At 70.9% G+C, this 23,617-nt stretch carries 16 protein-coding genes; 8 read left to right on the top strand and 8 right to left on the bottom strand.

Annotation, left to right across the window (positions count from 1 at the left end; genetic code table 11):
• Position 1: 1 nt before the first annotated feature.
• Together ACIRJR_RS19380 and ACIRJR_RS19375 are read left to right on the top strand one after the other, a co-directional pair.
• Positions 2 to 3,904 carry a DUF5682 family protein gene (locus ACIRJR_RS19380; RefSeq protein ID WP_403781885.1) on the top strand — a complete coding sequence of 1,301 codons (3,903 nt, stop codon included), beginning with the start codon at positions 2 to 4 and terminating at the stop codon, positions 3,902 to 3,904.
• Positions 3,901 to 5,742: a hypothetical protein gene (locus ACIRJR_RS19375; protein ID WP_403781882.1), complete on the top strand. Its 1,842-nt coding sequence runs from the start codon at positions 3,901 to 3,903 to the stop codon at positions 5,740 to 5,742. The genes ACIRJR_RS19380 and ACIRJR_RS19375 overlap by 4 nt, the downstream gene beginning before the upstream one ends.
• A gap of 163 nt (positions 5,743 to 5,905) precedes the next feature.
• Here the strand turns inward: ACIRJR_RS19375 and ACIRJR_RS19370 are convergent, their stop codons facing one another.
• The 3 genes from ACIRJR_RS19370 to ACIRJR_RS19360 form a co-directional block, all read right to left on the bottom strand.
• Positions 5,906 to 6,754, bottom strand: coding sequence for a sigma-70 family RNA polymerase sigma factor (locus ACIRJR_RS19370; RefSeq protein WP_403781952.1), 849 nt, complete (start codon positions 6,752 to 6,754; stop codon positions 5,906 to 5,908).
• A gap of 120 nt (positions 6,755 to 6,874) precedes the next feature.
• Positions 6,875 to 7,336 (bottom strand): carboxymuconolactone decarboxylase family protein, encoded by a 462-nt coding sequence (locus ACIRJR_RS19365; protein ID WP_403781879.1) that lies wholly within the window; start codon positions 7,334 to 7,336, stop codon positions 6,875 to 6,877.
• Between the two features lie 293 nt (positions 7,337 to 7,629).
• A complete protein-coding gene (locus ACIRJR_RS19360; RefSeq protein WP_403781876.1) occupies positions 7,630 to 9,150 on the bottom strand; it encodes an MFS transporter in 1,521 nt (506 codons plus the stop codon).
• 398 nt (positions 9,151 to 9,548) lie between these two features.
• Between ACIRJR_RS19360 and ACIRJR_RS19355 the strand changes: the two genes are divergently transcribed.
• Positions 9,549 to 10,172 (top strand): histidine phosphatase family protein, encoded by a 624-nt coding sequence (locus ACIRJR_RS19355; protein ID WP_403781873.1) that lies wholly within the window; start codon positions 9,549 to 9,551, stop codon positions 10,170 to 10,172.
• A gap of 178 nt (positions 10,173 to 10,350) precedes the next feature.
• A complete protein-coding gene (locus ACIRJR_RS19350; RefSeq protein WP_403781870.1) occupies positions 10,351 to 10,962 on the top strand; it encodes a DUF6000 family protein in 612 nt (203 codons plus the stop codon).
• A gap of 149 nt (positions 10,963 to 11,111) precedes the next feature.
• Here the strand turns inward: ACIRJR_RS19350 and ACIRJR_RS19345 are convergent, their stop codons facing one another.
• Positions 11,112 to 11,390: a DUF6959 family protein gene (locus ACIRJR_RS19345; RefSeq protein WP_403781867.1), complete on the bottom strand. Its 279-nt coding sequence runs from the start codon at positions 11,388 to 11,390 to the stop codon at positions 11,112 to 11,114.
• A 173-nt stretch (positions 11,391 to 11,563) separates the two neighbouring features.
• On the opposite strand from ACIRJR_RS19345, the gene ACIRJR_RS19340 reads away from it, so the two are divergent.
• Together ACIRJR_RS19340 and ACIRJR_RS19335 are read left to right on the top strand one after the other, a co-directional pair.
• On the top strand, positions 11,564 to 12,448 hold the full coding sequence (locus ACIRJR_RS19340) for an SMI1/KNR4 family protein (RefSeq protein WP_403781864.1): 885 nt from the start codon (positions 11,564 to 11,566) through the stop codon (positions 12,446 to 12,448).
• A gap of 736 nt (positions 12,449 to 13,184) precedes the next feature.
• On the top strand, positions 13,185 to 13,772 hold the full coding sequence (locus tag ACIRJR_RS19335; RefSeq protein WP_403781861.1) for a pentapeptide repeat-containing protein: 588 nt from the start codon (positions 13,185 to 13,187) through the stop codon (positions 13,770 to 13,772).
• Between the two features lie 337 nt (positions 13,773 to 14,109).
• On the opposite strand, the gene lepB is transcribed toward ACIRJR_RS19335, so the two are convergent.
• The 4 genes from lepB to ACIRJR_RS19315 form a co-directional block, all read right to left on the bottom strand.
• Entirely contained in the window at positions 14,110 to 14,763 is a 654-nt protein-coding gene (gene lepB, locus ACIRJR_RS19330) for a signal peptidase I (protein WP_403781858.1), read from the bottom strand.
• Between the two features lie 169 nt (positions 14,764 to 14,932).
• On the bottom strand, positions 14,933 to 15,583 hold the full coding sequence (locus tag ACIRJR_RS19325) for a class F sortase (RefSeq protein WP_403781856.1): 651 nt from the start codon (positions 15,581 to 15,583) through the stop codon (positions 14,933 to 14,935).
• 52 nt (positions 15,584 to 15,635) lie between these two features.
• Positions 15,636 to 16,346 carry a hypothetical protein gene (locus tag ACIRJR_RS19320; RefSeq protein WP_403781853.1) on the bottom strand — a complete coding sequence of 237 codons (711 nt, stop codon included), beginning with the start codon at positions 16,344 to 16,346 and terminating at the stop codon, positions 15,636 to 15,638.
• Positions 16,347 to 16,827: 481 nt separating this feature from the next.
• Complete coding sequence (locus ACIRJR_RS19315) at positions 16,828 to 20,676, bottom strand: GH92 family glycosyl hydrolase (protein ID WP_403781850.1); 3,849 nt, start codon at positions 20,674 to 20,676, stop codon at positions 16,828 to 16,830.
• 495 nt (positions 20,677 to 21,171) lie between these two features.
• Here ACIRJR_RS19315 and ngcE point away from each other — a divergent pair, with 495 nt between their 5' ends.
• Both ngcE and ACIRJR_RS19305 read left to right on the top strand, forming a co-directional pair.
• Positions 21,172 to 22,620, top strand: coding sequence for an N-acetylglucosamine/diacetylchitobiose ABC transporter substrate-binding protein (gene ngcE / locus ACIRJR_RS19310; RefSeq protein WP_403781847.1), 1,449 nt, complete (start codon positions 21,172 to 21,174; stop codon positions 22,618 to 22,620).
• A gap of 50 nt (positions 22,621 to 22,670) precedes the next feature.
• Positions 22,671 to 23,594 carry a carbohydrate ABC transporter permease gene (locus ACIRJR_RS19305; protein WP_403781844.1) on the top strand — a complete coding sequence of 308 codons (924 nt, stop codon included), beginning with the start codon at positions 22,671 to 22,673 and terminating at the stop codon, positions 23,592 to 23,594.
• Positions 23,595 to 23,617: the final 23 nt, after the last annotated feature.

Below are 23,617 nucleotides of genomic sequence, written 5' to 3'. Positions count from 1 at the left end.
CATGAGCCGGTCGACCACCCCGTGCACACCCACCGCCGACGTGGTGCCGCCCACCGCCGACGCGTCGCCCGCCGGTGCGGTGCGGGGCCCGGCGGCCGGGCCCGTCACCCCCGAGGCCGCGGTGGCGGCCCTCGCGGCCGCCGGACCCGGGCGCCCGTTCCTGATCGGGGTGCGCCATCACGCGCCCTCGCTCGCGGCCGCCCTCCCGGCACTTCTGGACGCGGCGGCTCCCGACGTCCTCCTCGTCGAACTGCCCGCCGAGTTCCAGCCCTGGCTGGGCTGGCTCGCCCACGAGGAGACGGAGGCTCCTGTGGCACTGGCCGCCGTATCCGCCGGCACGACGGGGACGGCAGGCGAACGGGGGCCCGCCTTCTACCCGTTCGCGGACTTCTCGCCCGAACTGGTCGCCCTGCGCTGGGCGGCACGGAACGGGGTGCCGGCCGTCGCCTGCGATCTGCCGCTGGCCGACCGGTCCTGGGCGCGGGGCGGGGCGGACACACCCGCCCCCGCGCCCTCCCCGGACACCGGCCCGGCACCCGTACGGGGGGAGGGACACGGGCTGTCCGCCGCCCTCGGGGCCCGGCTCACCGGCCGCGTCGGCGAGGACCTGTGGGACCGGCTTGTGGAGGCCCCCGCACCCGGTTCGACACCCGAGGCACTCCGCCGTGCCGCACTCCTCACCGGCTGGGCACTGCGGTACGAGGCCGAGGCACAGGACGGCGTGGACGGCACGGACCTCGCACGCGAGGCCTGCATGCGCGGACATGTCGCCGAGGCCCTGGCGAGCGGGCGGCGGCCCGCCGTGGTGGTGGGAGCCTTCCACACCCCGGCACTGCTGCCCTCCGCACCCGGCGTACCTGCCCCGCGCGATCCTGACGTGTCCGCCGTGCCGCGTGATCCTGACATGTCCGCCGTGCCGCGCGATCCTGACATGTCCGCCGTGCCGCGCGAGCCGGGCACGGACGGCCGCGCGGCCGGCGCCGCCGGGACGGCGGCGTGCACGGTCTCCCTCATCCCGTACACCTACCCGCTCCTCGACTCACGGTCCGGCTACCCGGCCGGTATCCGGGACCCGGAGTGGCAGCACACCGTCCTGGAGGCCGCCGGGCACCCCGCCGCACTGCACGAGGCCCTGATCCGCACCGCGGTCCGCGTCTGCGCGGCCCTGCGTGAACAGGGCCACCCTTACGGCCCGGCGGACGGCCGGGAGGTCGTCCGGGTCGCCGGGGACCTGGCGCGTCTGCGCGGCCTGCCCGCCCCCGGCCGCGGCGAACTCCTGGAGGCCGTACAGACGGTGCTCGGGCGCGGCGAGACCTACGGCACGGGACGCGCCGTCGCCCAGGCCCTCGAACGCGTACTCGTCGGAGCCCGCACCGGCCGGCCCGCCCCCTCGGCCCCGCGCAGCGGCCTGGGCCCGGCCGTGGAGGCCGAGACCGCGGCACTCTCGCTGCCCGGCCCCCAGGACGCGCACGCGAAGACACCGCGTGACCTCCGGCTCGACCCGGCCCGCTCCGCCCTCGACGGACGGCGTGAACTGCTGTTGCGCAGGCTGACGGTGTGCGGCATTCCCTACGCGCAGGAACAGGAGGTGACGGGTGCCGCGGGCTCGGAGGGACTGACGACCCGCTGGCACGTGCGGTGGACCCCGGCCACGGCCGCGATGCTCACCGCGGCCGGTGCCCGCGGCGTCACCCCGGCCCAGGCGGCCGAGGGAGTGCTGCGGCAGCGGCACGCGACCGAGCGCGCGGAGGGCGGCCCCACGGCCGCCCAGGTCGTGCGGGGCCTCACCGAGTCCGCCGAGTGCGGACTCCACGCCCTGGCCGACGAACGGCTCACGGAACTGGCGGCCGTGCTCCCCTCCAGCGGCACCCTTCCCGAAATCCTCACCGGGCTCGACCTCCTGGACCGCATCGACGCGGGCCACCTGCCGGGCACGGCCGCTCCTGACGACCCATCGGCTGCCGGGGCCGCCGAAGGTCCGGAGGCCGCCGCCACGGCTTCCGCCCGTGCTGCCCGCCTCGCACACGCGGGGGAGGTCCTGACCTCGGCGGCGGTCCGCCAGGTCGACGGCCTGACCGGATCCGAGGAGCCCGAGGACGCCCGTGCCCTGCTCGAACTGGCCCAGCGCGCCGACCGGGTGGGCGGCATCCGGCTCACCGGCGCCCTCGTCCGGCTGGCCGCCGACGGTACCCCGCTGATCTCCGCGGCCGCCGGGGCCGTGCGGGTGCTCACGGGCCACGAGGAGGCCGAGGCCTTCGGGGTGCGCGTCGCCTCCTGGGTGGACAGCGCCGTGGACGCCGCCTCCCGGGCCGCGCTCACCGCCCGCCTGACCGGCGTCCTGACGGCGGCGGGCCCGCTCCTGACCGTCGCGATCGGCGCCCTGGACCCTCTGCTGCACCGCGTCGTCGAGCTGGACGACACCGCGTTCCTGATCCGGCTGCCTGCCCTGCGCGGCGGCTTCGACACCCTCAGCCCGGCCGCCCGGGACCGGCTGCTGGAGACCGTCGAGGAGAGGCTCGGCGAACGCGTGGACGGCCTTGACGCCGACCCCGCCGACCTCGCGGCACGAACGGCCGCCGACCTCGCGGCCCGGGAACTCCTGACCGGCCTCGGTCTGCCCGTACCGTCCCCCGCGTACGACGACCAGGTCCCGCCGCAGCCGGACGACCCCACCGTGCCCCCGCTTCCGCAGTCCGCCACGGCGACGGCCCTCAGCACACCCCCCACCGGGGCGGGCACTTCCGCCGTCCCCGCTCCGGCGCGTCGCCGTCCCGCCGGAGCCACCACCCCCGCGCGGACCCTCGCGCCCGCCGACCGGTGGCGGCTCGTGCTCGGACGGCGTCCCGACCGACTGCCGTCCGGCGCCGCCCGACTGGCGACCGCCCTGGACGAGCTGTACGGCGAGGGACGCGGTGAGGGATCACGCGGCGGCATGCCCGGCGCCGGGCGGCGCGGGGGCCGCGAGGCGCCCTATCCGGGCGTCCGCGAGTGGTCCGAGGAACTGGCCGCGCTGTTCGGCCCCGGTGTCCGCGAGGAGGTCCTCGCCGCCGCGGCCGCGACCGGCAGGCAGGACGTCCTCACCGAGATCGACCCGGAGGCAGCCACGCCCTCCGTGGAGCTGCTCCGGACGGTCCTGCGGTACGCCGGCGGCCTTCCCGAAGCGCGTCTCGCGGCGCTCCGGCCCCTGGTCCGCCGCCTGGTCGACGAACTGACCCGGCAGCTCACCACCCGGCTGCGCCCCGCGCTCACCGGGACCATGTCGGCCCGGCCCACCCGCCGCCCCGGGGGCCGACTGGACCTGCCGCGCACGCTGCGCGCCAATCTGGCCACCGCCCGCCGGACCGCCGACGGGACGGTCGAGGTGATCCCCGAGAAGCCGGTGTTCCGCAGCCGCGCCCGCCGGTCGGCCGACTGGCGCCTGATCCTGGTCACCGACGTCTCCGGATCCATGGAGGCGTCCACGATCTGGTCCGCGCTGACCGCCTCCGTGCTGGCCGGGGTGCCGACCCTGAGCACCCACTTCCTCGCCTTCTCCACGGAAGTCGTCGATCTCACCGGCCATGTGCACGATCCCCTCTCCCTCCTGCTGGAGGTGAGCGTGGGCGGCGGCACGCACATCGCCGCCGGGCTGCGGCACGCACGCAGCCTGATCACCGTGCCCAGCCGCACCCTCGTCGTCGTCATCAGCGACTTCGAGGAGGGCGCCCCGCTCGGCGGACTGCTGGCCGAGGTGCGCGCCCTGGTGGCCACCGGCTGTCACGTCCTCGGGTGCGCGAGTCTCGACGACGCGGGCCGGCCCCGCTACTCGACGGGTGTCGCCGGCCAGGTCGTGGCCGCAGGCATGCCCGTGGCGGCACTCAGCCCACTCGAACTGGCCCGCTGGATAGGGGAGAAGACCGCATGACCGCCGCCCCGTTGCCACCCGTCGCGCCGGACGTCACGGCAACCCTGGTGGAGGACCTCTCGCCCCGGCTGCGCAAGCGGCTGGACGCGGCGGTCACCAAGATCGGCGCCCGCCCGGCACACCGCGACGGGGACACCGTGACGATCGCGGTCGACGACGAGACCGACCTGCGCCTGCACGCCCCGGGCGGTGTGGTGGTGACAGCGGACGCCATCACCTGCGGCTGTCTCCTCGCCCCGGCCTGCGTCCACCGCGCGGCCGCCGCCTGCGCCGCCCCCACCGCGGACCCGGCCCCTGAGTCCGTCGGGCAACAGACCCCGGCCGCGGCCGAATCCGCGTCACCCCCTCATGGCACGGCCGCCGCCATCACTGTCACCGACGCCGGTGCCGCCCCCTCACCCGAGGCGGCGGGCCCGGCCCAGCGTGCCGCCGCCGAGGCCCTCCGGTCGGCGGCTGCCGCCGTGCTGGACGCCGGTGTCGACGGGGCCGGCGCCGTCGCCCAGGCGGCACTCCTCCGCGCGGCTCACACCGCCCGGATCCAGCACCTGCCGCGCGCCGCGGGCGCCGCGCTGTCCGTCGTCACGCTGCTGCGCGCGGCCCGCGCCGGCGACCCCTCCTACCGCACCGCCGACCTCGTCACGGCCCTGGCCGAACTCCTGGGGACCGCGCACCGGGTGGGGACCGCGACAGGGGCGGAGCTGGACGCCGTCAGGGGCCGGGCACGCCGCCCGTACAGTCCGGACGGCTCGCTGCGCCTGTACGGCCTGTTCACGGAACCGGTGGTCACCGCCTCGGGGCACGGCGGCGCCCGGACCTGGGTGGCCGGACCCGACGGCCGGCTCTGCACGGTCGGCGACGTGGCACCCGGCGGCGTCGGGCGCGCCCTGGGCGTGGCCGACCGGGCCGTGCGCCTCGGGGAGAGCGCCCTCACGCACCGGGAGCTGGGGCGGGCCGGCCTGGCGGTCTCGGGGGCCACGGTCTCGCCGGACGGAAGGCTGGGCGCCGGCAAGGGCGTCAAGGCCGTCACCGCCCGGGGCGCGGCGTGGACGGAGCCGCCGCTCGCCGCCCTGTGGGAGACGCCGCCGTTCCGGCAGGCCGCCCGGGCACTGCGGTCCACCTCCCGCTACGCCGACCCGGACGGCGGCGGCAGCGACCTGCTCTTCCTGGACGTCGAACTCCGCGGCGCCGTACGGGAGCCGGGCGGCACCTGCCTGCTCGCGTCGTGCGACGGCGGCGTTCCCGTCCGGCTCACGGTCGCCGACGACGACCCCGCGCTGGCCCACCGGGACAACCTGATGCTGCTGGCCACGGCCCCGGGGACACGGCTGCGGATCATCGGCCGCCTGGTACCCGCCTCCCATCCCAGGCTCGTGCTCCTCGCCTGCTCGCACCCCACCGGTGAGGGCACGATCGACCTAGGCTTCGACCGCTTGCGCCGGGCCGACCTTCCCGTCCCGGACGCCCTCGTGCACCCCGCCTCGCCCGAGCCCGGCCACTCCGGCGCACACGCGCCCCTGCACCTCCTGGAGCGCCGCGTCGAACAGACGGTTCCGGCGGGCCGCGCCGCTCTCGGCATGCTCGGCGACGTGTCCGCCGAGGCCCGACGCCTCCGCATGGCGGGCCTTCCCACGGCCGCAGGCCTTCTCACCGCCCTGTGCGCCTCGGCGGCCCGACGCGAACGCGACCCCTTCGGCCGCCTCCTCCCCGCCGACACCGACGGCTTCGCCACCCACTGGCTCGCCGCCGCCCGGTACACGGCCGCCGTCTCCGAGGCGCTGTGCGCGGCGGCCTGGGCCCCGGCGCCGGAGGGCCCCGAAGCGGTACCGTCAGAAGCTTGACCGGCCCCCCGGACCTCCGGGCGGTCGATCAGTACGGCGGCCGAAGAAGCACCCCCTGCAGGGGGCAGGCCGTGGCACCCCCTGCAAAGGGCAGACCGTGGCACCGCGTTCGGTGCGGCCCTCTGCGGGCACCCGCCACCGGCGAGTGCTTCGGCGGCGGGCCTCAGGCGAGCGGGGCCATGTCGAGCTGCAGAAGGCGGTCCGCATCGGTGATCACGTCGACCGACGTGATCCGTCCGTCGTGGATCTCGAAGGCCAGCACCCGCAGGTCGTTGTCGCCGTACGCGGCGATGACACCGGGCGAACCGTCGATGAGGGCCGACTGGGCAACCCTGGCGATGCTCGCGAAGGTGGAGGCGCCCTCGGCGACGGACAGTGCTCCGCGCACCGTCTGCAGGCCGTTGGAGCGGCCCACGACATCGGGGGCGAGGACCGCGATGAGTGAGTCGAAGTCGCCTCCCCGTGCGGCGGCGAGGAAGGCCTCGACCACCTTTCGGCGCTGTGCCAGTTCAGGATCGGCCAGGGGGGTCCGACCGCGCACCCGCCGCCGGGCCCGGCTCGCGAGCTGTCGTGCAGCGGCCGGGGTGCGCTCGACGATCGGCGCGATCTCGTCGAAGGGGACGCCGAACAGATCGTGCAGCACGAACGCGAGCCGTTCGGAGGGGTTCAGGGACTCCAGCACGACCAGCAGGGCCAGGCCGAGGGAGTCGGCGAGCAGCGCCTGCTCCTCAGGACCGTCGGTGTCCGCAGGCAGGGCGACGGACTCCGTCAGGTCCTCCCTGCGCAGGCGACGGGCTCGCAGTACGTCCAGGCACACCCGGCCCACCACGGTGGTCAGCCAGCCACGGAGATTCGTGATCTGGCTCTCCTGCGACCGGTTGAGCCGTATCCATGCCTCCTGCACGGCGTCGTCCGCCTCGGCCGTCGATCCGAGCATGCGGAAGGCCACCGATCGCAGATGGCCTCGCGCCTCCTCGAACTGCGCTGCCAGGAGCTGGTCGTGATGGCCCATCATGTCCTCCCGATTCGTAGTCGTCCTCCACCTTCGTGGAACAGGCCGCCCCATGAGGCGTATCCAGGGCGATGGCCGGCACCGCGGACGGCGCCGGGCCCTCGCCCGGTCGGCATCCGCTCAGCCGACGGCCTGGACGGCCGGCTGGCGAGTGGTGGGAAGCAGTCGGTGCCAGAAGTTGCTCAGGCCGGTCGCGACGAGGATGCCGGCGAGCTGTTGCTCGCCGTAGTACCTCGCGGCGTCGGCCCACACCTCGTCCGACACCGGGTCCACCCGGTCGCTCAGCCGGGTGGCAGCCTCGGCGAGCGCCAGGGCGGCGCGCTCCTCCGGCGTGAAGTACGGGGTCTCCCGCCAGGACGCGACAGCGTGGACCCGTTCGTCGCTCTCACCCGCGGCCTTCAGATCGGCGGAGTGCTTGACCACGTTGTAGCTGGAGCCGTTGATCTGGCTCACCCGCAGGTAGACGAGGTCGAGGGTGGTTTCCGGGACGCCGCTGCTCTTCACGGCGTCCACCACGCCGAGCAGCGACGGGATGACGCCGGGGCCGACGGCCACGGCGGGGTTGGGCATACGGGCGGTCATGATTCCTCCAGTGGTCCTGGCGGCCGCCGCACGGCGGCCGGGGGTGTGAGCCGGGTAGGGACACCGACGCCTCATTGACGAACCGGGGCGCGGAAGTGTGACCGGTCGTGCCGGTCCAATCGCTGCGTGTCCGTCGCCGGGCCGAGGCGTAACGGTTTCGTCGACAGGTGGCGGTTCAGGCCGTGGCGGACTGCACCGGGGCGATGTGGTGTCGGACGTCCCGCGGCCGGTGGCCGCGGAACCGGCGACGACGGGGCTGAGATGTCTGCGGCCGCGTGGTGGCTCGCGCGGTGTCACCGCAGCGGGTCGCGGCGGTCGGCGTCGGAGCCGGCCGGAACGGGAACCCGGGACGACTCGTCGTCCCGGGAAACCCGGGGCACGCTTGCCGGCCGGGGCATCAGGAACGCGACGACGAGCAGGGCTACGGTGCCCAGCACGGCCCCGGACATGAACGCGTCGTGGTTGGCCGCCTCGTGGACCCGCACGATCCGGCCCGGGTCGCCCGCCGTCGTGGCCATCTCGGAACTCAGCCCGCTGTAGGCGATCGTGGCGATCACGGCGAGGCCCAGGGCACCTCCGGCCTCCTGACTGGTGTTGATGAGACCGGCTCCGACACCCGCCTCCTCGTCCGGGACACCGGCGAACGCGGCGATCTGCAGCGTCACGAAGACGATGCCGCAGCCCAGGCCCAGAAGGACGAAGGGCGCCAACAGGTCGACCGCGTAACTACCGTCCGCGGGAGCCCGCGACAGCAGCAGCAGGCCGGACACGGCGAGCCCCAGGCCCGCAAGCACCAGCGTGCGCGGGGCGGCCTTCGTGACCAGGACGGAGGCGACTCCCGCGCCCGCCGCGACACAGGCCGCCAGCGGCACATAGGCGAACCCTGCCTCCAAGGGGGAGTATCCGAAGACGTCCTGCATGAAGAGGCTCGCGAAGAAGAACAGCGCGCTGAAGGTGCCGAAGACCAGCACCGCCGAGATGTTGGCCACCCGCAGGGTGCGCAGCCGGAAGATGCGCAACGGCATCATCGGCGACGCGATCTTCGCCTCGATGAGGACGAAGGCGGCCAGCAGCACGGCGACACCGGCCAGCGAGCCGATGGTGCGGGCGGAGTCCCAGCCCACCCGCGTGGCCTCACCGAGGGTGAAGATCAGCAGCAGCAGACCCGCGGTGAGCGTGGCCGCTCCGGCGGTGTCGAACCGGCTCCGGTCGTCCGCACGGCTCTCCGGCAGGATCCGCAGCGCCAGCAGTGCCGCGCCCAGGCCGATCGGCACGTTGATCCAGAAGATCCACTCCCAGCCCGGGCCGTCCGCGAGGATACCGCCGAGGATGACGCCCCCGATCGAGGCGATTCCGGAGAGCGAACCCCACACCCCGAGCGCCTTGTTGCGCTCGGCCCCCTCGGGGAAGGTGTTGGTGAGGACGGCCAGGGCCGCCGGGGTGATGAGCGCCGCCCCGAAGCCCTGGACCGCCCGTGCGGAGACGAGCATCGGCCCGTTCTCCGCGAGACCCGAGACCAGGGAGGCCAGAGCGAAGACGGTGAAACCGATCTGGATCAGGCGGCGGCGGCCGAAGGAGTCCGCGAGCCGCCCCCCGAGCAGGAGGAAGCCGCCCAGGACCGTCGCGTAGGCCGTGACGATGTAGTTCAGGCTGACGTCGCTCATACCGAGGCCGGCCTGGATGGAGGGGAGGGCCAGGTTCACGATCGACACGTCGGTGAAGACCATGAACTGGCCCAGGCAGACGAAGGCCAGCACGGCGCCGGGGGATCGGCCCCCCGGAAGCGGCCGGCCCGATGTGTTCAGGTCACTCATGACGATCTCCCAGGTCCGCGTATCGGTGGAGGAGCGGTTCGCGGCCGATCCGACGGCAGCGAACCTCCGCCGGTATCCGGTCCCGGTGTACGAGCACCCCCTGGGGCCCGCACGGTCCTGGCCTTCGCCGGCGAGAGCCCCCGGTCCGGGGGCACCTCCACCGCTATGACGAACGCGAGCGAACGAGTGTGACGGGACGGCGGGGCCGGCCGATCACCTGCGACCGGTGGTCCTGGTCCTGCCCGTCGGCGTCCTGCTCGACTCCGCGCTCAGGGGCGATCCGCCGCCCTGTCGGGGCGAGCCGTTCCCGGACCCGCCCGGCGGAATGCGATCGTGGGCTGTCAGGTTGACACCAACGGCACAGACGTACGAACACGGCACCGAGGGCGGAAGCATCCATGGGCGAGTTGATCCTGATCCGGCACGGCGAGACCGAGTGGTCCCGGTCCGGCCAGCACACGAGCTGGACCGACCTGCCCCTGACCGAACTCGGGGAGCGGCAGGCCCGAGCCCTCGTGCCGCTGCTCGCGGAGCGGGAGATCGGGCTCACCCTGGTGAGCCCCTATCTCCGTGCCCGCCGCACCGCCGAACTGGCGGGTCTGCCGGCGCCCCGCGAGACCCCGGACCTGCGGGAGTGGGACTACGGGGCGTACGAGGGCGTGACCACGGTCGAGATCCGCCGCACCCGCCCCGACTGGAACCTCTGGACCGACGGTGTCGCCCCCGGTCCTGCTGAGCACCCGGGGGAGAGCCCGCAGGAGGTCGGCGACCGGGCCGACCGGATCCTGGCTGAGGTCCGGGCGGCGGCGTCCCGTCTCGGCGAGGCCGACATCGCCCTGGTGGCACACTCGCACTTCCTTCGTGTACTCACCGCGCGCTACCTGCGGCTGACACCGGCGAGCGGCGAACTGTTCCAGCTCCACACGGGCGCGGTCTCACGCCTCGGTACGGAACACGGCAAGCCGGTCGTCACCGCACTCAACATGGCTCTCCCGGAGAAGCTGTTCAACGCGATCGCCTGAGGGTCCCCGCACCGCCTCTCCGACGGGCTGCCGGCCACTGAGCCGAGCCGAGCCGGTGGCCCGTCGGCCCGCCACCCGGACGTGTGGGTCGTGCGACGCGGCAGGGCATCCGCCCGCCCGGGAGCCGGATCGGTCGACCGTCCGGCACGACGGCACGACGGCACGCGAGAATGCCCTCGTGCGCACTCCTCGTTCTCCAGGCTCCGAACCGTCCGACGTCATCGCCCGCTACGTCCACGCCTCACCCCACGGGACCGGGCGCTACCTCCGCCTCCTCCATGGCAACTTCGCCCTCGAAGACGAGAGCGAGCGCACGTCCTTCCTCCGATCCCTGCGTTCGGCCGCCAGGGAGATCACCGACGCGGAGCTCGAGATCCTGCTGAAGGGCGAGTGGCGCTCCCGCCTCACCGCTGCCTGGCTGATCGGCGTCGATCGCCGTACGTACTTCCGCGATGTGCTCGGCGACCTGCTTCTCGCCAGCAGCCTGTGCTTCTCCGGTCAGGGCTACTGCTTCGCCCTCGCACGCTTCGGCACGGAGGAGGACGCCCTGCACCTGGTCGCCTACCTGGAACGCCATCTCCCGGAGCCCGACCGCCAGTACGACCAGCGCTGGGCCATCAGCGCGCTCCTCCACATGGACAGCGGGACCGGAACCGCACACGCCACCCGCTTCCTCGCCCCGGGCGGACTGTGGCACCGGTGGAACGACGCCCAGTTCGCGCCCTCGCCGCCGAGCCGGTTCGTAGGCGAGCTGTGCGCGTTGACGGACTCTCCAGAACAGACCCCGTAGGAGCGGCCGGTGTCCGGTGAATCCGGCACGCAGGCTGCCGTCCTCGACAGTATCCGGATCCATGACCGAGTGATCCCTGGCGGAACGATCCTGCAATCCCTCGACCGTTCAGCGCATCCCGACAGGTGTGAGGCGTTGCAACTGGGCGATCAGGGGGCCTGGTAGAAGGGGATGGGAATGTCGTGTGCCTTCAGAGCCGCCGCGTAGCGAGCCAGTAGCTCGTCGAGACCGGAGAGGAGGAAAGCCGCCTCTTCGCGAGCCTCAGCGACGTCGCCCTCGTCGCAGGCCCTTACGATCCCAGCGACGTCGTCACGGATGACCGAAAGGGAATCGCCCTGGATCAACACGCCCGGAAATCTACGTGGGGGCAGGCGGACGACGGCGTCGTTCCCGGGGTCCGTGAACAGCTCAGCCTCGATACGTTCCATCTGATCATCCAACCTCAGAGCCGTCCTCTCAGGCATAGCCGTCGTGGAAGCGGCCAGACCCTTTCCGATGGCCAGCTGTGCACACCGCTTGGCCACCTCCGCTGACCTGGAGTGCTTCCCTCCAGCCTGAAATCCTGTCGATCTCATGACGGGGTGATGCCTACGCTGCCTCCATGGCTGATTCGGAGACCAGCGCGACCTGCGACAGGCTGGTTCAGCTGGTGGCGCCGCCGGCCGCCCCGGTGGACGCCCACGGGGATTGGGCCCTCGTGGAGACCGCAATCGGTGCCCGGCTGCCCGACGATTACCAGCGACTCGTCGAAACCTACGGCTGGGGAGAGTTCTGCGACTTCCTCTACCTTCGGACGCCGTTCGGTACGAGCAAGCACAACGGCATCGAGTGGCAGATCCCCCACCCCACGGATTCGCCCGAACAGGACCGCGAGCGCTATCCGTATCCGCTGCACCCGGCTCCGGGCGCGATGCTGATCTGGGGCACCACGATGGATGCCGACCGCCTGTGCTGGCTCACCGAGGGGGATCCCGAGAAATGGCCCGTCGTGGTGTGGAGCAGTGAAGGCTGGTACGAGACGCACGCCGTGGGCGCGGCCGAGTTCATCGAGAGCTGGGCCTGCGGACACGCCGACTCCGGACTGCTCGCAGACATGGAGCCGGGGCTGGCACCATGGTTCAACGCCTTCCGCCCCCGCACCCACCGGTGCCTGCGCCTGTCCGAAGGCCCCTTCTCCCACCCCGATCGCCTGGAGTTCCTGCGCGAGGCACTGGCTCCCACCACCGACCGGGGTTCGTGGCACTCCACGCACGGCGAAACGGGACAGGATCACTTCGCGACCGTCGATACCGACTGGTTGCTCACCTATGACGCCTCCCGCCCCCACCAGATCCGGATCGACTTCCCACCCGAAGACAGCGGTCAGGCCCAGCAGCGCCTCTTCGCCGCTGTACACCGAATGGGGTGCGAGGTTCTTCGGATCACGACTGCGTCCGGAACATCGCTCCCGGCCTGGGACACGGCCACGGACGAAGACGAGGGGTAGCGAGAGAGCCAGTCTGGGCGCGGGCCGCTTGTCTGGCGTAGCCCTCACGGAAGCGCGGTCAGAACCCCCCAGTCGGCCGTTGAGTGGCTCAGTTGGCCGCTCCGGTGCTCAGAGTCGCCTGTCTGACGCCGGGCGCCGGCGTAGCTCGGGGCCCTCAGTGCCTGGAATCAACGACAGCCAGGACATGACAGCGCCTCCGCAGGGCTTCGGCCCAGGAGCGAGTCCAGCGCGAGGTTCGTCCAGAACGGACGTCAGTCAATTCGCGAGATCAGGCGATGAGCAAGCCGAGCGCAGAATGAATTTCAGGGAAGTCGCCGCACGTAAGGGTGACGCGCACCAACTCCGGCGCGAGTGGCCCGAACGGCCGCCTGTAAAGACGCAGTTGGCAATCGCTAGGGGTCCGTGGGCACGCGCGGTGATCCCTGATATCAGGTTCAGGCCCTCAGCCCGAATCTACTCTGCGGCATATTTCCCTTATGTCCGCCCGTCTTCCGTGCGCCGCCAGCTATTCAGGCAGCAGATTTCCGGATCTCGGAGATTGGGCAAAGTCCTGCGAGCCGCGATAGACAGGGAGCTCCCTCCTTGCCCTCGACCATGCTGATGACGCCTGGGCGAGTCCCCCTGCCCCGGGCCGTTGACAGGCCCCTACCTCCCGGAGAACCTGATGCGAGCCCGATCTCCCCGCGCACTCGCCAAACTTCCGTACGTGCACCGCCTTAGGCCGTTCACCGGGGGAATGGAAAGAGAGGGCACCTATGAGTGGCTCCACTTCGACGGCTGCGATTTCGAGGACGTGGACGGCGGCGGCTCTGGATTCACCGAGTCCGCGTTCTCCGCGGTGACTCTGACGCGTGGCCGCTACCGGCGCTCCCAGTTCGACGACATCTGGTTGAATACCGTGCGCATGGTGGGGACCGACCTCGCAGAGACCACCTGGATGGACACCGAGTGTAACGAGGTGGTCCTGGCCGGCACGGAACTCTCCGGCTCCCACATGAACCGCGTCACCTTCTACAACTGCAAGTTCGACTCGGTGAACGCCCGCCTGGCCAAGCTGAGGAATGTCGCGTTCGTGGACTGCCTCCTGCGCGACGTCGACTTCGGCGGAGCCGTGCTCGCCAACGTCACCTTCCCCGGCTCGACACTGGACCGAGTGCACTTCGACAACGCCAAGATGACGAAGGTCGACCTGCGAGAGGCTGCCGGGCTGAGTATCGCCTCCGGGCTCGAAGCCTTGAGGGGGGCAACGATCAGCACCTGTCAACTCCTGGACATGGCACCAGCACTGGCACAGGCCCTCGGCCTCACTGTGAAAGACGAGTAGATGCGCGCACCGGGGGCTCGACGAGAACGCGGAACAACACAGCCTGGGCGGACTGTCGCTCCCGCGGGACCAAATGGCTTTCCGTGAACGTTCCCTTCCCGCAGCAAGATCGGACACGGCCACCGGGAGCGGCCCGGATCGCGGATTCGGTGTCATGACCCGTTGTGCACAGGTGGCGCATCGACGACTTCAAGGACTCGGGCGGCACCTCGCTCAGCGTCGTTCGCGGCTGCCGGGTGGGCTGACTTCGCCGTACCGAGCGGCCTGTGCCCCGCCGCCCCCGGGCGAGGTGCCGGCCGCGACCGCCCGCGGACGGCATCCTTCGGGGCGCGCCCGCTCAGGCGGGTGGCGTAAGAGCGACCCACGGCCGTTCGCGTCGCCGGGCGGTCCGGGCGGCGAGCGCCGACACGAGAGCGGTGACGGCCAGAACCGCACCGAGCAGCATCGGGAGTCCGAGTCCGACGAGGGCGCCGCGGCCCGAAGTGGCCCGGCCCAGCACGGAGGTTCCGGCTACCGTGCCCGACCGGTCGTCCAGGAAGTACCGGGAGTCCCTGGCGTCCGACCGGAAGTCGCCGAGCAGGAAGAGGCGCCCCTCGGGGACCGCCACGTCGTACGCGAGCGGCGTTCCCGAAGGATCGCCGTCCTTGACGTACGGCTCGGTCAGCGGTGCCCCGTTCACCGTCACGGGTGCTCCGGGGCGTTGGGCGACTCGGTCGCCTCCTGTGCCGATCACGCGTCCGAGGGCGGCCTTGCCCTCGTACCGGTCGGGCGCCCGGTACAGCACCACGTCTCCGCGCCGTATCTCGCCCGGGTCGGTCCGCTCGAAGAGGACGCGCTCGCCGATGGAGTACGTCGGTTCCATCGAGCTGCCCGACACCTGCGCCGCCGTGTAGCCGGCCCCGAACAGCGCTACCGGCCCCACCAGTAGCAACGCCCCGACCGCCCCGGAGGTCCAGGCCGCGATGCGCAGCCCTCGACCTGCCTGCTCCATGTGACCTCCCCGAACGTACGTGCGGAGAGAGTACAGGGCGGGTGGAGTGGGCGTTCGTGCCGTGTGCCGTGCACGGCGGGCGGTGGTGTGGCGGACGCCGCGGGGCCGACGCGGACGGCCGGTACCTCGCCCCCGAGGTACCGGCCGGTTCCGTGCGGTGCGGCCCGGATCAGGCCGCCTTCTTCGTGAGCGAGGTGAGGTGGGCGAAGACGACGACGTTGGCGGAGTACCCGTCCTTCTTGTCGAAGCGTCCACCACAGGTGAGGAGCCTGAGTTCCGGACGGCCGGTGGCCCCGTACACCTTGTCGTCCGGGAACTTGTCCTTCGTGTAGGTCTTGACCTCGTCGACGGTGAAGACCGCGGTCCGCCTGTCGGCCCTGGTGACCTTCACGGTGTCACCCCGGCGCAGGACGTTGAGATTGAGGAAGATCGCCGGGCCCGTCGCGGTGTCCCGGTGGCCGACGAGCAGGGACGTCCCCGCCTCCCCGGGGGAAGGGCCCTTCTGGTACCACCCCACCAGCTTGGGCCTGCTCAGCGGTGGGGCGCCGAGCCGGCCCTTCGCGTCGAGGCCGAGGCCGGTGACCGGTGCCTCGATGAAGATGGCGGGGACGGCGACCTTCACCGGCCGGGAGTGCACCAGTGGGGCGTGCGAGGCGGGCACCTTCTCCTGAGGCTTGTGCGGTGCCCGGCGGAACGGCGGCGCCCCGCCGCCCGCGGCGTCGCTGCCGCGGGCGGCGGTGACCGACGAGGCGTCCTCGGACGAGTCCGAACTCGCCCACACGACGCCGGTCACCAGCGAGAAGGTCACGCACAGGGTCATCGTGAGCCGGCATGCACGGCTCGGGCCCCGTCGTCGCCGTCGGCCGCGCGTACTAGGCCTCGTTGCGGGCACGGCGACGAGCGGATCGGCGGACCATGATCAGCCCTGCGATTCCGGCGGCACCGGCGACCACGGCTGCCGAGGTCCCGATGTTCGAGTCGCTCTCGGAGCTGACGCCCTCCATCTCGGGGACGCCGCCACCGCCGGCGGGCACGGCGCCGGACGGCTTGTCGTAGATCTCGGCGGTGCCCTTCTCCGAGCTCTTCTCGGCGCTGCCGTTCTCCTGGGCGCCCGCCTCGGACGCGCCCTGGCCGCCCTCCTCGCGGTTGCCGCCCTGGCCGCCGTTCTGGCCGGGGCGGGAGCAGTCGACCTCGAAGCTCTTCTGCTTCGGGACGGGACCGGCGGTCCAGGTCAGCTGGTACGTGCCCTCCGGAAGCAGGTACTCCTGGCTGCGGGCCTTGCCCTCCACGAGCGGGAGGGTGTTCGTCAGCGTGTTCCCCGGAGGCCGCTCGGTGATCGTCCAGACGAGCTGGGGGAGCTCCCCGAAGTTGTTCGCCACGAGGACGAACTGGCAGACCTCCACGCCGTTGCGGTCACCACGCGAGTGCCAGCTGACGTTACGGACGTCGATGTCGCCGCTCTCGCCGAGGGCGAGCGCGGCCGGGGCCCCGGCCACCAGAGCGGCGCCCGCGACGGCGACCGCGGCAGCCACCTTGGTGCCCGTACGGACGCTGCGGGAGCGGAGGGAAGCGGAAATGCGCATGCTGGGCTCCTTCAAGCCGAGATGATTGTCGTACTGATCACCTGATCGCCTAAGAGATGCCATGGATCATCAAGACTGTCTGTCGGGACACCGCAAAAACGCGCAAAAGTACCCTGACTAGCCGATAGCGGCAGCGAGTGGCCGGGGGAGGGCGGCCGGCAGGCCGGGCCGGGTGAGCCGTCGAGCGGGACGGCGGCCGTGCCGACACTCGGCCACGTGCGCGCGATGCCCTCCGGGCTCGGTGCGGCTCTGTCCGAGGCGCCCGCCGTCGCGGGTGCGAGTACCGGGGCGGCCGCACGGGGCTCGCGGTCGGCGCCGCCGCGCGTCCGGTGGTCCGGACGCGCGGGGGATGCGGTGGTCCGGACGTGCGGGGGATGCGGTGGTCCGGACGTGCGGGGGACGCGGTGCGCCGAACGCCGCCGGGGGCGGCCACCCGTCCGTGCGGGTGGCCGCCCCCGGCCGTTCAACTCCGGTCAGGTGTTCAGGAGATCAGCTCGATCTCCGCCAGCGTCGCCGCCTCCGAGCTCACCAGCCGGTACTTCGCGTACGCCGCGGGCGCCGGCACCGAGAACACCCGGGTCTGCTTGTCCCAGGCGAACGTCTGGCCGGACCGCTTGTCGAGGTCCTTCCAGGAGGTTCCGTCCGCCGATCCCTGCAGCACCCAGCCCGTGGGGGCCTTGGCCGCCGAGCCAGAGGTCAGCGTGTACTGGACCGCCTTCGTGCCCTCGGCCGCCGGCAGCTCCACCGACTCGACCGGGGCCGAGGTCGCGGAGGTGTTGTCGTACAGCGCGCCGTCGCCCTTGAGCACGTCGCCCTTGGGTGCCGGCACCTTGTCGTCCTGGGTGATGGAGACCGGGGCGGCGTCCTTGCCGGTGCCCCACGCCGAGGGCTTGGAGCCCATGTCGAACTCCAGCACCCCGCCCTTCGCGAGCAGGTCGTGCGGCAGTGACGTGGAGGTCCACTTCTTGCCGTTGACCCTCAGGCCCTGGACGTAGATGTTCGTGGCACTGTTCTTCGGCGCCTTGACCACCAGGTCGCGGCCGTTCTCCAGGTGCACCGTCGTCTTCGTGAAGAGCGGTGAGCCGATCGCGTACTCACCGCTGCCCATGACCAGCGGGTAGAAGCCGAGCGAGGAGAAGAGGAACCAGGCCGACTGCTCGCCGTTGTCCTCGTCGCCGTGGTAGCCCTGGCCGATCTCGCTGCCCGTGTACAGGCGGCCGAGGACCTCGCGGACCTTCTCCTGGGTCTTCCAGGGCTGCGAGGCCGCGTCGTACATGTACGTGGCGTGGTGCGCGACCTGGTTGCTGTGGCCGTACTGGCCCATCCGCACGTCGCGCGCCTCGGTCATCTCGTGGATGACGCCGCCGTACGAACCGGTGAACTCGGGTCCCGCCGTCTCCGGCGTCGAGAAGTAGGTGTCCAGCTTCTTCGCCAGACCGTCACGCCCGCCGTAGAGATTGGCCAGGCCCCGGCTGTCCTGCGGGGCGGTGAAGGCGTAGCCCCAGCCGTTGGTCTCCGTGTAGTCGTAGCCCCAGACGCGGGGGTCGTACTCGCCGGAGGGAAGGCGCCAGTCACCGTTCGGCTTCTTGCCCTGGAAGAAGCCGGCCTTGTCGTCGAAGAGCTTGACGTAGTTCTGCGCGCGGTTCAGGAAGTACTCGGACTCCTCCTTGTAGCGCTGCTTCTTCGTCTTCTCGTAGAGGGCCTGGCCCATCCGCGCGATGCCGTAGTCGTTGAGGTAGCCCTCCAGGGACCAGGAGAGACCCTCGTGCGTCTCGGTGTTCGCGTAGCCGGTGAAGACCGAGGTGTCCATGCCCTTACGGCCGACGCCCGAGGACGGCGGGGTCACCGTGGCGTTCTTGACCGCCGCGTCGTAGGCCGCCTCGGCGTCGAAGTCGACGCCCTTGACGTACGCGTCGGCGAAGGCCACGTCGGAGCTGGTACCGGTCATGAGGTCGGAGTAACCGGGGGAGGACCAGCGGGAGATCCAGCCGCCGTCCTTGTACTGCTGGACGAACCCGTCGACCATCTTGCCGGCCTGCTTGGGGGTGAGGAAGGAGTACGCCGGCCAGGTCGTCCGGTAGGTGTCCCAGAAGCCGTTGTTGACGTAGACCTCACCCTTGACGATCTTCGCGCCGGTGTGGGTCGGGGTGTCCGTGCCGGTCTGCGGCGAGAAGGGACTCGCGTACGTGCTCTTCCCGTCGACCTGCTCGAAGCCGGAGTTCGGGTAGAGGTAGAGCCGGTACAGGCTGGAGTAGAGCGTGGTCAGCTGGTCGGCGTTCGCGCCCTCGACCTCGACCTTGCCGAGGATCTTGTCCCAGGTCTTCTGCGCGGTCCTCTCCACCTTGTCGAAGGAGGTCTTCGCCGGAAGCTCCATGGCGAGGTTCTTCTTCGCCTGGTCGACGCTGATCAGCGAGGTGGCCAGACGGAGGTTGACGGTCCGGTCCTTGCCCGCGTCGAAGCGGAAGAAGCCGGTCACGTCGTCACCGCCGCCGCCCTCGAGCTTGCCGCTGTCGGTGACCGGCGCGTCGAAGGAGCCGTATACGAAGAGCCGGGTGGCGCCGGTGGAGCCGCCGCTCTTCACGTCGGAGTAACCGGTGAAGGTACCCGTCTTCGCGTCGAGGGTGAGCCCGCCGTCGTTGGAGACGTTGTCGAAGACCAGGCTCGCGTCGTCACCGGGGTAGGTGAAGCGCATCCGTGCCGCGTGGTCGGTCGGAGTCATCTCGGCCTTGAGGCCGTTCTCGAAGGTCACGCCGTAGTAGTGCGGCGTCGCCGTCTCGTTCTCGTGGCGGAAGGGCAGCGCGCGGGCCGTGCGGGAGGCGTCCGGGGTGCCGGAGGCCGCCGACGGCATCATCTGGAAGGTCTGGCGGTCCCCCATCCAGGGGCTCGGCTCGTGACTCGCGCTGAACGCCTGCAGGGTGGGCAGGTTGTCCTCGTTGTTCCCGCGCGCGTAGTCGTACAGCCAGCTCGTGGAGCCCGCGTTGGTGACCGGCGTCCAGAAGTTGAAGCCGTGCGGGACGGCGGTCGCGGGGAAGGTGTTGCCGCGCGAGAAGCCGCCGCTGGAGTTGGTGCCCCGGACGGTCGACGCGTAGTCCGAGAGGTGCGCCTTGCGCTTCTCGGGAGGCTTCGGGGCGATCGAGATGTCGTCGATCCACCCCTGGAACTTCGACGGGCCCTTGGGGGAGTCGTAGGCCACCAGGATCCGGTCGACGGTCTTGCCGGCGGCGACCGAGCCGATCCGCGAGGCGACCTTGTTCCACTGGTTCACGTACAGCCGCTTGGCGTCGGCCTGCCCCTGCGGGGTGAGGAGTCCCCCGTGGCTGTCGGTGGCCTTCAGCTCGCTCAGATAGGTGCCGTCGGTGAAGGCCAGGTCCACCGCCACGTGCGTCGCGGGGTAGTCGAGGTCCGTCTTCCCCATCTGCGGGTAGACCAGGTAGGACAGCTGGGTGTCCTTGGTGACCGCCGTGTCGACGTCGAAGACCTTGTTGTACGAGTAGGCGTGTCCGTCGGCCTTGTGCGTACCCGCGTACCGCAGCGCCTTCGTCCCGGTGAACCCGGCGCCCTGCTTCGCGGTCGGGGACCCCGAGGGCCCCCGGTCGGGCTGGGTGCGCATGTCGTCGGGCGCGGGGGCGGAGGTGTCGCCGTCCGAGAACTGGACGTCGGCGAGCTGGATCGCGTCGGACGCACCGTTGTTCTTCGTGATCTCCAGCCGGAAGTGCTGGTAGGCGGTCTCCGTGGTGAAGTCGAACGACTTGGTCTGGAGGCGCTCGGAGAAGGTCTGGCCCGTGCGGGTGTCCAGGTCCGTCCAGGTCTTGCCGTCGGCGGAGCCCTTCAGGGTCCAGTCCTTGGGGTCCCGCTCGTCGTGGTCGTTGGCCGAGGTCAGCGCGTAGGTGACGACCTTGGTGGGTTCGAGGAGGTCGAACTCGACCCAGCCCGTGGGCTCGAAGGCCAGCCACTTGGAGCCGGGCTCCACGTCGATCAGGTTCTCCTTGCCCTCGCCGCCGCCCGTGTTCTCGCTGCTGGCGCGGAGGTCGGTGACCTGATCGGTGACGTTGCCCGGTATCCCGTCGGCGAATCCGCCGTCGACGCCCGAGGCGCGCTTCTTCCCGTCGGCGCCCTCCTCGACCGTGCTGCGCCAGTCCGGCTGCTTCTGGTCGGCTTCGAAGGAGGAGCTGAACGAGGTGTCGCCGGACGGTTTCCGGGCCGCGTCCGAGGGCTGGGCGAGGGCGGCGGTGGGGGCCGCAAGGGCCATGACGAGCGAGGCCGCGAGGACCGCGGCGGAGTGGCTGGTTCTGTGGCGTGAGCCGTGCTGAGGACCACGTAGGGGCTGCATACGGAGCCGTTCCTCCCGGGGACATGCTCTGGACAACGTTGTCATTGTGGGGCGCGGGTTCCAGTAGGGAGCCAAGTGACGGGATGTGTCAAGGGTGTTGCACGGGGCGACGCCGGTGATTCGACCGTATTGCGGAATGTGCCGTTCACGTGCGGAGGCGCGCGGTGCCGAGGTGACCGTGAGGTCTCAACTCGGGAAAGACTGCCGCTCAACCATGCATTCGATCTTGCTCACTTGGCGGCAAGTGGACTATACCTGTCGGCGTCTGCACAGCCGCTTCACAACGGCCCGCGCGGGCGCGGGGGAGGGGGAACGGCTGTGGGCGCGAGAGCGGCCGCCGCGCGGTCCCCCGGGACTCCCCCACCGCACCTGGAAATCCGGCAATCTGCACGACCCAAGCGCAACTGACCGCGGTGGCGGGGCCCTTCGCCTAGGCGAATTCCTTACGGGTGACCGGTACACCGCCTGAGTCCTGGAGAAGGCGAGGACTTGAGCATGGGATCCACCTCAGGCCGCACGAACGAAGGCCTTGGCCGTCGCGATCTGATCAGGCGTTCTGCCGCACTCGGCCTGATCGCAGTTCCGACGATGAGCTTCCTGTCCGCGTGCGCGAGCAGCGACAGCGGAAGTGACGAGAAGGTCGAGAAGGGCACCAAGAGCGCGAAGAACCCGCTCGGTGTCAACGAGACCGCCGCCCTTGAGGTGGTCATCTTCAACGGCGGCTTCGGCGAGCAGTACGCCATCGACGCCGAGAAGAAGTACAACGCGGCCTTCCCCAAGGCGCCGAAGGTCAAGCACGCCGCGACCGAGAAGATCCAGTCGACGCTGCAGCCGCGCTTCAACGGCGGCACCCCGCCGGACCTGATCGACAACTCGGGCGCCGAGCAGATGGACATGGGCGTCCTGGTCGGCAAGAAGCAGCTCGCCGACCTGACCCCGCTGATGGACGCCCCGTCCTACGACGACCCGGCCAAGAAGGTCCGCGACACGCTGCGCCCCGGTGTCCTGGAGATGGGCCAGTTCGACGGCGACCCGGTCTGGATCATGTACTACGCGTACACGGTCTACGGCGTCTGGTACTCGCAGACCAACCTCGAGAAGCTCGACGCGGCGTACCCGGAGACCTGGGACGACATGCTCGCGCTGTGCGCGAAGGCGAAGAAGAAGGGCATCGCCGGCTGGACGTACCCCGGCAAGTACCCGTACTACCTGCCGTTCTCTCTGTACCCCTTCATCGGCAAGATCGGTGGCCGCGAGGTCCTCGACAAGATCGACAACCTGGAGCCGAACGCCTGGAAGGACCCGGCCGTCAAGGCCGCCTTCGAGGCGTACTACGAGCTCTTCCAGAAGGGCTACATCCTCAAGGGCACGCCCGGTCTGACCCACATCCAGTCGCAGACCGAGTGGACCAAGGGCAAGGCGCTCTTCATCCCGAACGGCTCGTGGGTGGAGAACGAGGCCGCGCCCACCACGCCCGAGGACTTCAAGATGATGGTCGGCGCGCCGTCCAGCCTGGACTCGTCCGACAAGCTCCCCTACGGCACCATCTGGGCGTCCGGCGGCGAGCCGTTCGTCGTGCCCGCGAAGGCGAAGAACCCCGAGGGCGGCATGGAGCAGCTGCGCATCATGCTCAGCGAGGAGTCCTCCAAGAACTTCACCAAGTCGGTGAAGTCCCTCAGCGCCTTCAACGGCGGCACGGACGGCCTGACGCTGTCCACCGCCATGCAGTCCGGCGTCGACGTGCTGAAGCAGGCCGGCGACAACGTGGTGAACCCGCGACTGCAGGACTGGTACGTGAAGCTCCAGAAGGAGCAGATCGGCATCGCCGGCATCGGCGAGATGATGGCCGGCCGCGCGACCCCGGCGGAGACCATCAAGAAGATCCAGGCCTTCGCCGACGCCGCGGCCAAGGACCAGTCCATCAAGCACTACAAGCACCAGTGAGCCACCGTCACCAGCGGCGGCACCCGCTCAGAAATCGGGGTCGTTAAACGATGCAGCACGGCAAGTACCGGTTCATCGCGGGATTCCTCGTGGTTCCGCTGGCGTTGTACGCCATCTTCGTCATCTGGCCCTTCGTCCAGTCGATCTACTACTCGTTCACGGACTGGACCGGTCTGAGCCCCGACTTCCAGATGGTCGGCTTCGACAACTACAGCCGGATGCTCGGCGACAACATCTTCTGGAAGTCACTGCAGCACAGTGTGCTGCTCGCCCTGCTGCTGCCGCTGGTGACGCTGGGCCTCGCACTCTTCTTCGCCTTCATGCTCAACGTCGGCGGCCGTCGGCGGAAGAACGCCGCGATAGCCGGAGTGCGGGGCTCCTCCTTCTACAAGGTGGCCTACTTCTTCCCTCAGGTGCTGTCGATCGTGATCGTGGCCCTGCTGTTCCAGTTCGCGTTCAACCCGTCGTCCGGAATGCTGAACGAGACACTCAAGGCGGTGGGCCTCAAGAGCCTGCAGCCGGACTGGCTCGGCGACCCGGACCTGGCGCTCTACTGCGTGATGGTCGTGCTGATCTGGTCGACGGTCGGATTCTTCGTCGTCCTCTTCTCCGCCGGAATGGCCTCCATCCCGAAGGACTTCTACGAAGCCGCCCTCCTCGACGGAGCCGACCGCATCACGACGTTCTTCAAGATCACGCTTCCGCTGCTCTGGGACACCGTGCAGTCCGGCTGGGTCTACATGGGCATCCTGGCGCTCGGTGTGGAGGCCTTCACCGCCGTCCAGATCATGACAGTGGGCCCGGGCGGTCCCGCCTACTCCACCACCGTCCTGCCGCTGTACGTCTACCAGACGGCCTTCCGGGACGCCCAGGCCGGTTACGCGACCACCATCGGAGTCGGGCTGCTCATCGTCACCATGCTCTTCGCGGGCATCGTGATGAAGCTGGGCCGGCGCGAGCGGCTGGAGTTCTGATGCCGGCTTCCCCGAGGTTCCGC

This window comes from Streptomyces sp. NPDC102402, assembly GCF_044765765.1.
Classification (GTDB): domain Bacteria; phylum Actinomycetota; class Actinomycetes; order Streptomycetales; family Streptomycetaceae; genus Streptomyces.
Note: the sequence above shows the minus strand (reverse complement) of the source record. Positions and strands in the feature narration are given on the sequence as shown.

Coding starts and splice junctions, on each gene's coding strand:
- ACIRJR_RS19320 (WP_403781853.1), bottom strand. CDS start 16,346: ATGCGCATTTCCGCTTCCCTCCGCTCCCGCAGCGTCCGTACGGGCACC.
- ACIRJR_RS19365 (WP_403781879.1), bottom strand. CDS start 7,336: ATGACCGCCCGTATGCCCAACCCCGCCGTGGCCGTCGGCCCCGGCGTC.
- ACIRJR_RS19335 (WP_403781861.1), top strand. CDS start 13,185: ATGGAAAGAGAGGGCACCTATGAGTGGCTCCACTTCGACGGCTGCGAT.
- ACIRJR_RS19360 (WP_403781876.1), bottom strand. CDS start 9,150: ATGAGTGACCTGAACACATCGGGCCGGCCGCTTCCGGGGGGCCGATCC.
- ACIRJR_RS19325 (WP_403781856.1), bottom strand. CDS start 15,583: ATGACCCTGTGCGTGACCTTCTCGCTGGTGACCGGCGTCGTGTGGGCG.
- ACIRJR_RS19315 (WP_403781850.1), bottom strand. CDS start 20,676: ATGCAGCCCCTACGTGGTCCTCAGCACGGCTCACGCCACAGAACCAGC.
- ACIRJR_RS19345 (WP_403781867.1), bottom strand. CDS start 11,390: ATGGAACGTATCGAGGCTGAGCTGTTCACGGACCCCGGGAACGACGCC.
- ACIRJR_RS19375 (WP_403781882.1), top strand. CDS start 3,901: ATGACCGCCGCCCCGTTGCCACCCGTCGCGCCGGACGTCACGGCAACC.
- ngcE (WP_403781847.1), top strand. CDS start 21,172: ATGGGATCCACCTCAGGCCGCACGAACGAAGGCCTTGGCCGTCGCGAT.
- ACIRJR_RS19340 (WP_403781864.1), top strand. CDS start 11,564: ATGGCTGATTCGGAGACCAGCGCGACCTGCGACAGGCTGGTTCAGCTG.
- ACIRJR_RS19380 (WP_403781885.1), top strand. CDS start 2: ATGAGCCGGTCGACCACCCCGTGCACACCCACCGCCGACGTGGTGCCG.
- ACIRJR_RS19355 (WP_403781873.1), top strand. CDS start 9,549: ATGGGCGAGTTGATCCTGATCCGGCACGGCGAGACCGAGTGGTCCCGG.
- ACIRJR_RS19305 (WP_403781844.1), top strand. CDS start 22,671: ATGCAGCACGGCAAGTACCGGTTCATCGCGGGATTCCTCGTGGTTCCG.
- ACIRJR_RS19370 (WP_403781952.1), bottom strand. CDS start 6,754: ATGGGCCATCACGACCAGCTCCTGGCAGCGCAGTTCGAGGAGGCGCGA.
- lepB (WP_403781858.1), bottom strand. CDS start 14,763: ATGGAGCAGGCAGGTCGAGGGCTGCGCATCGCGGCCTGGACCTCCGGG.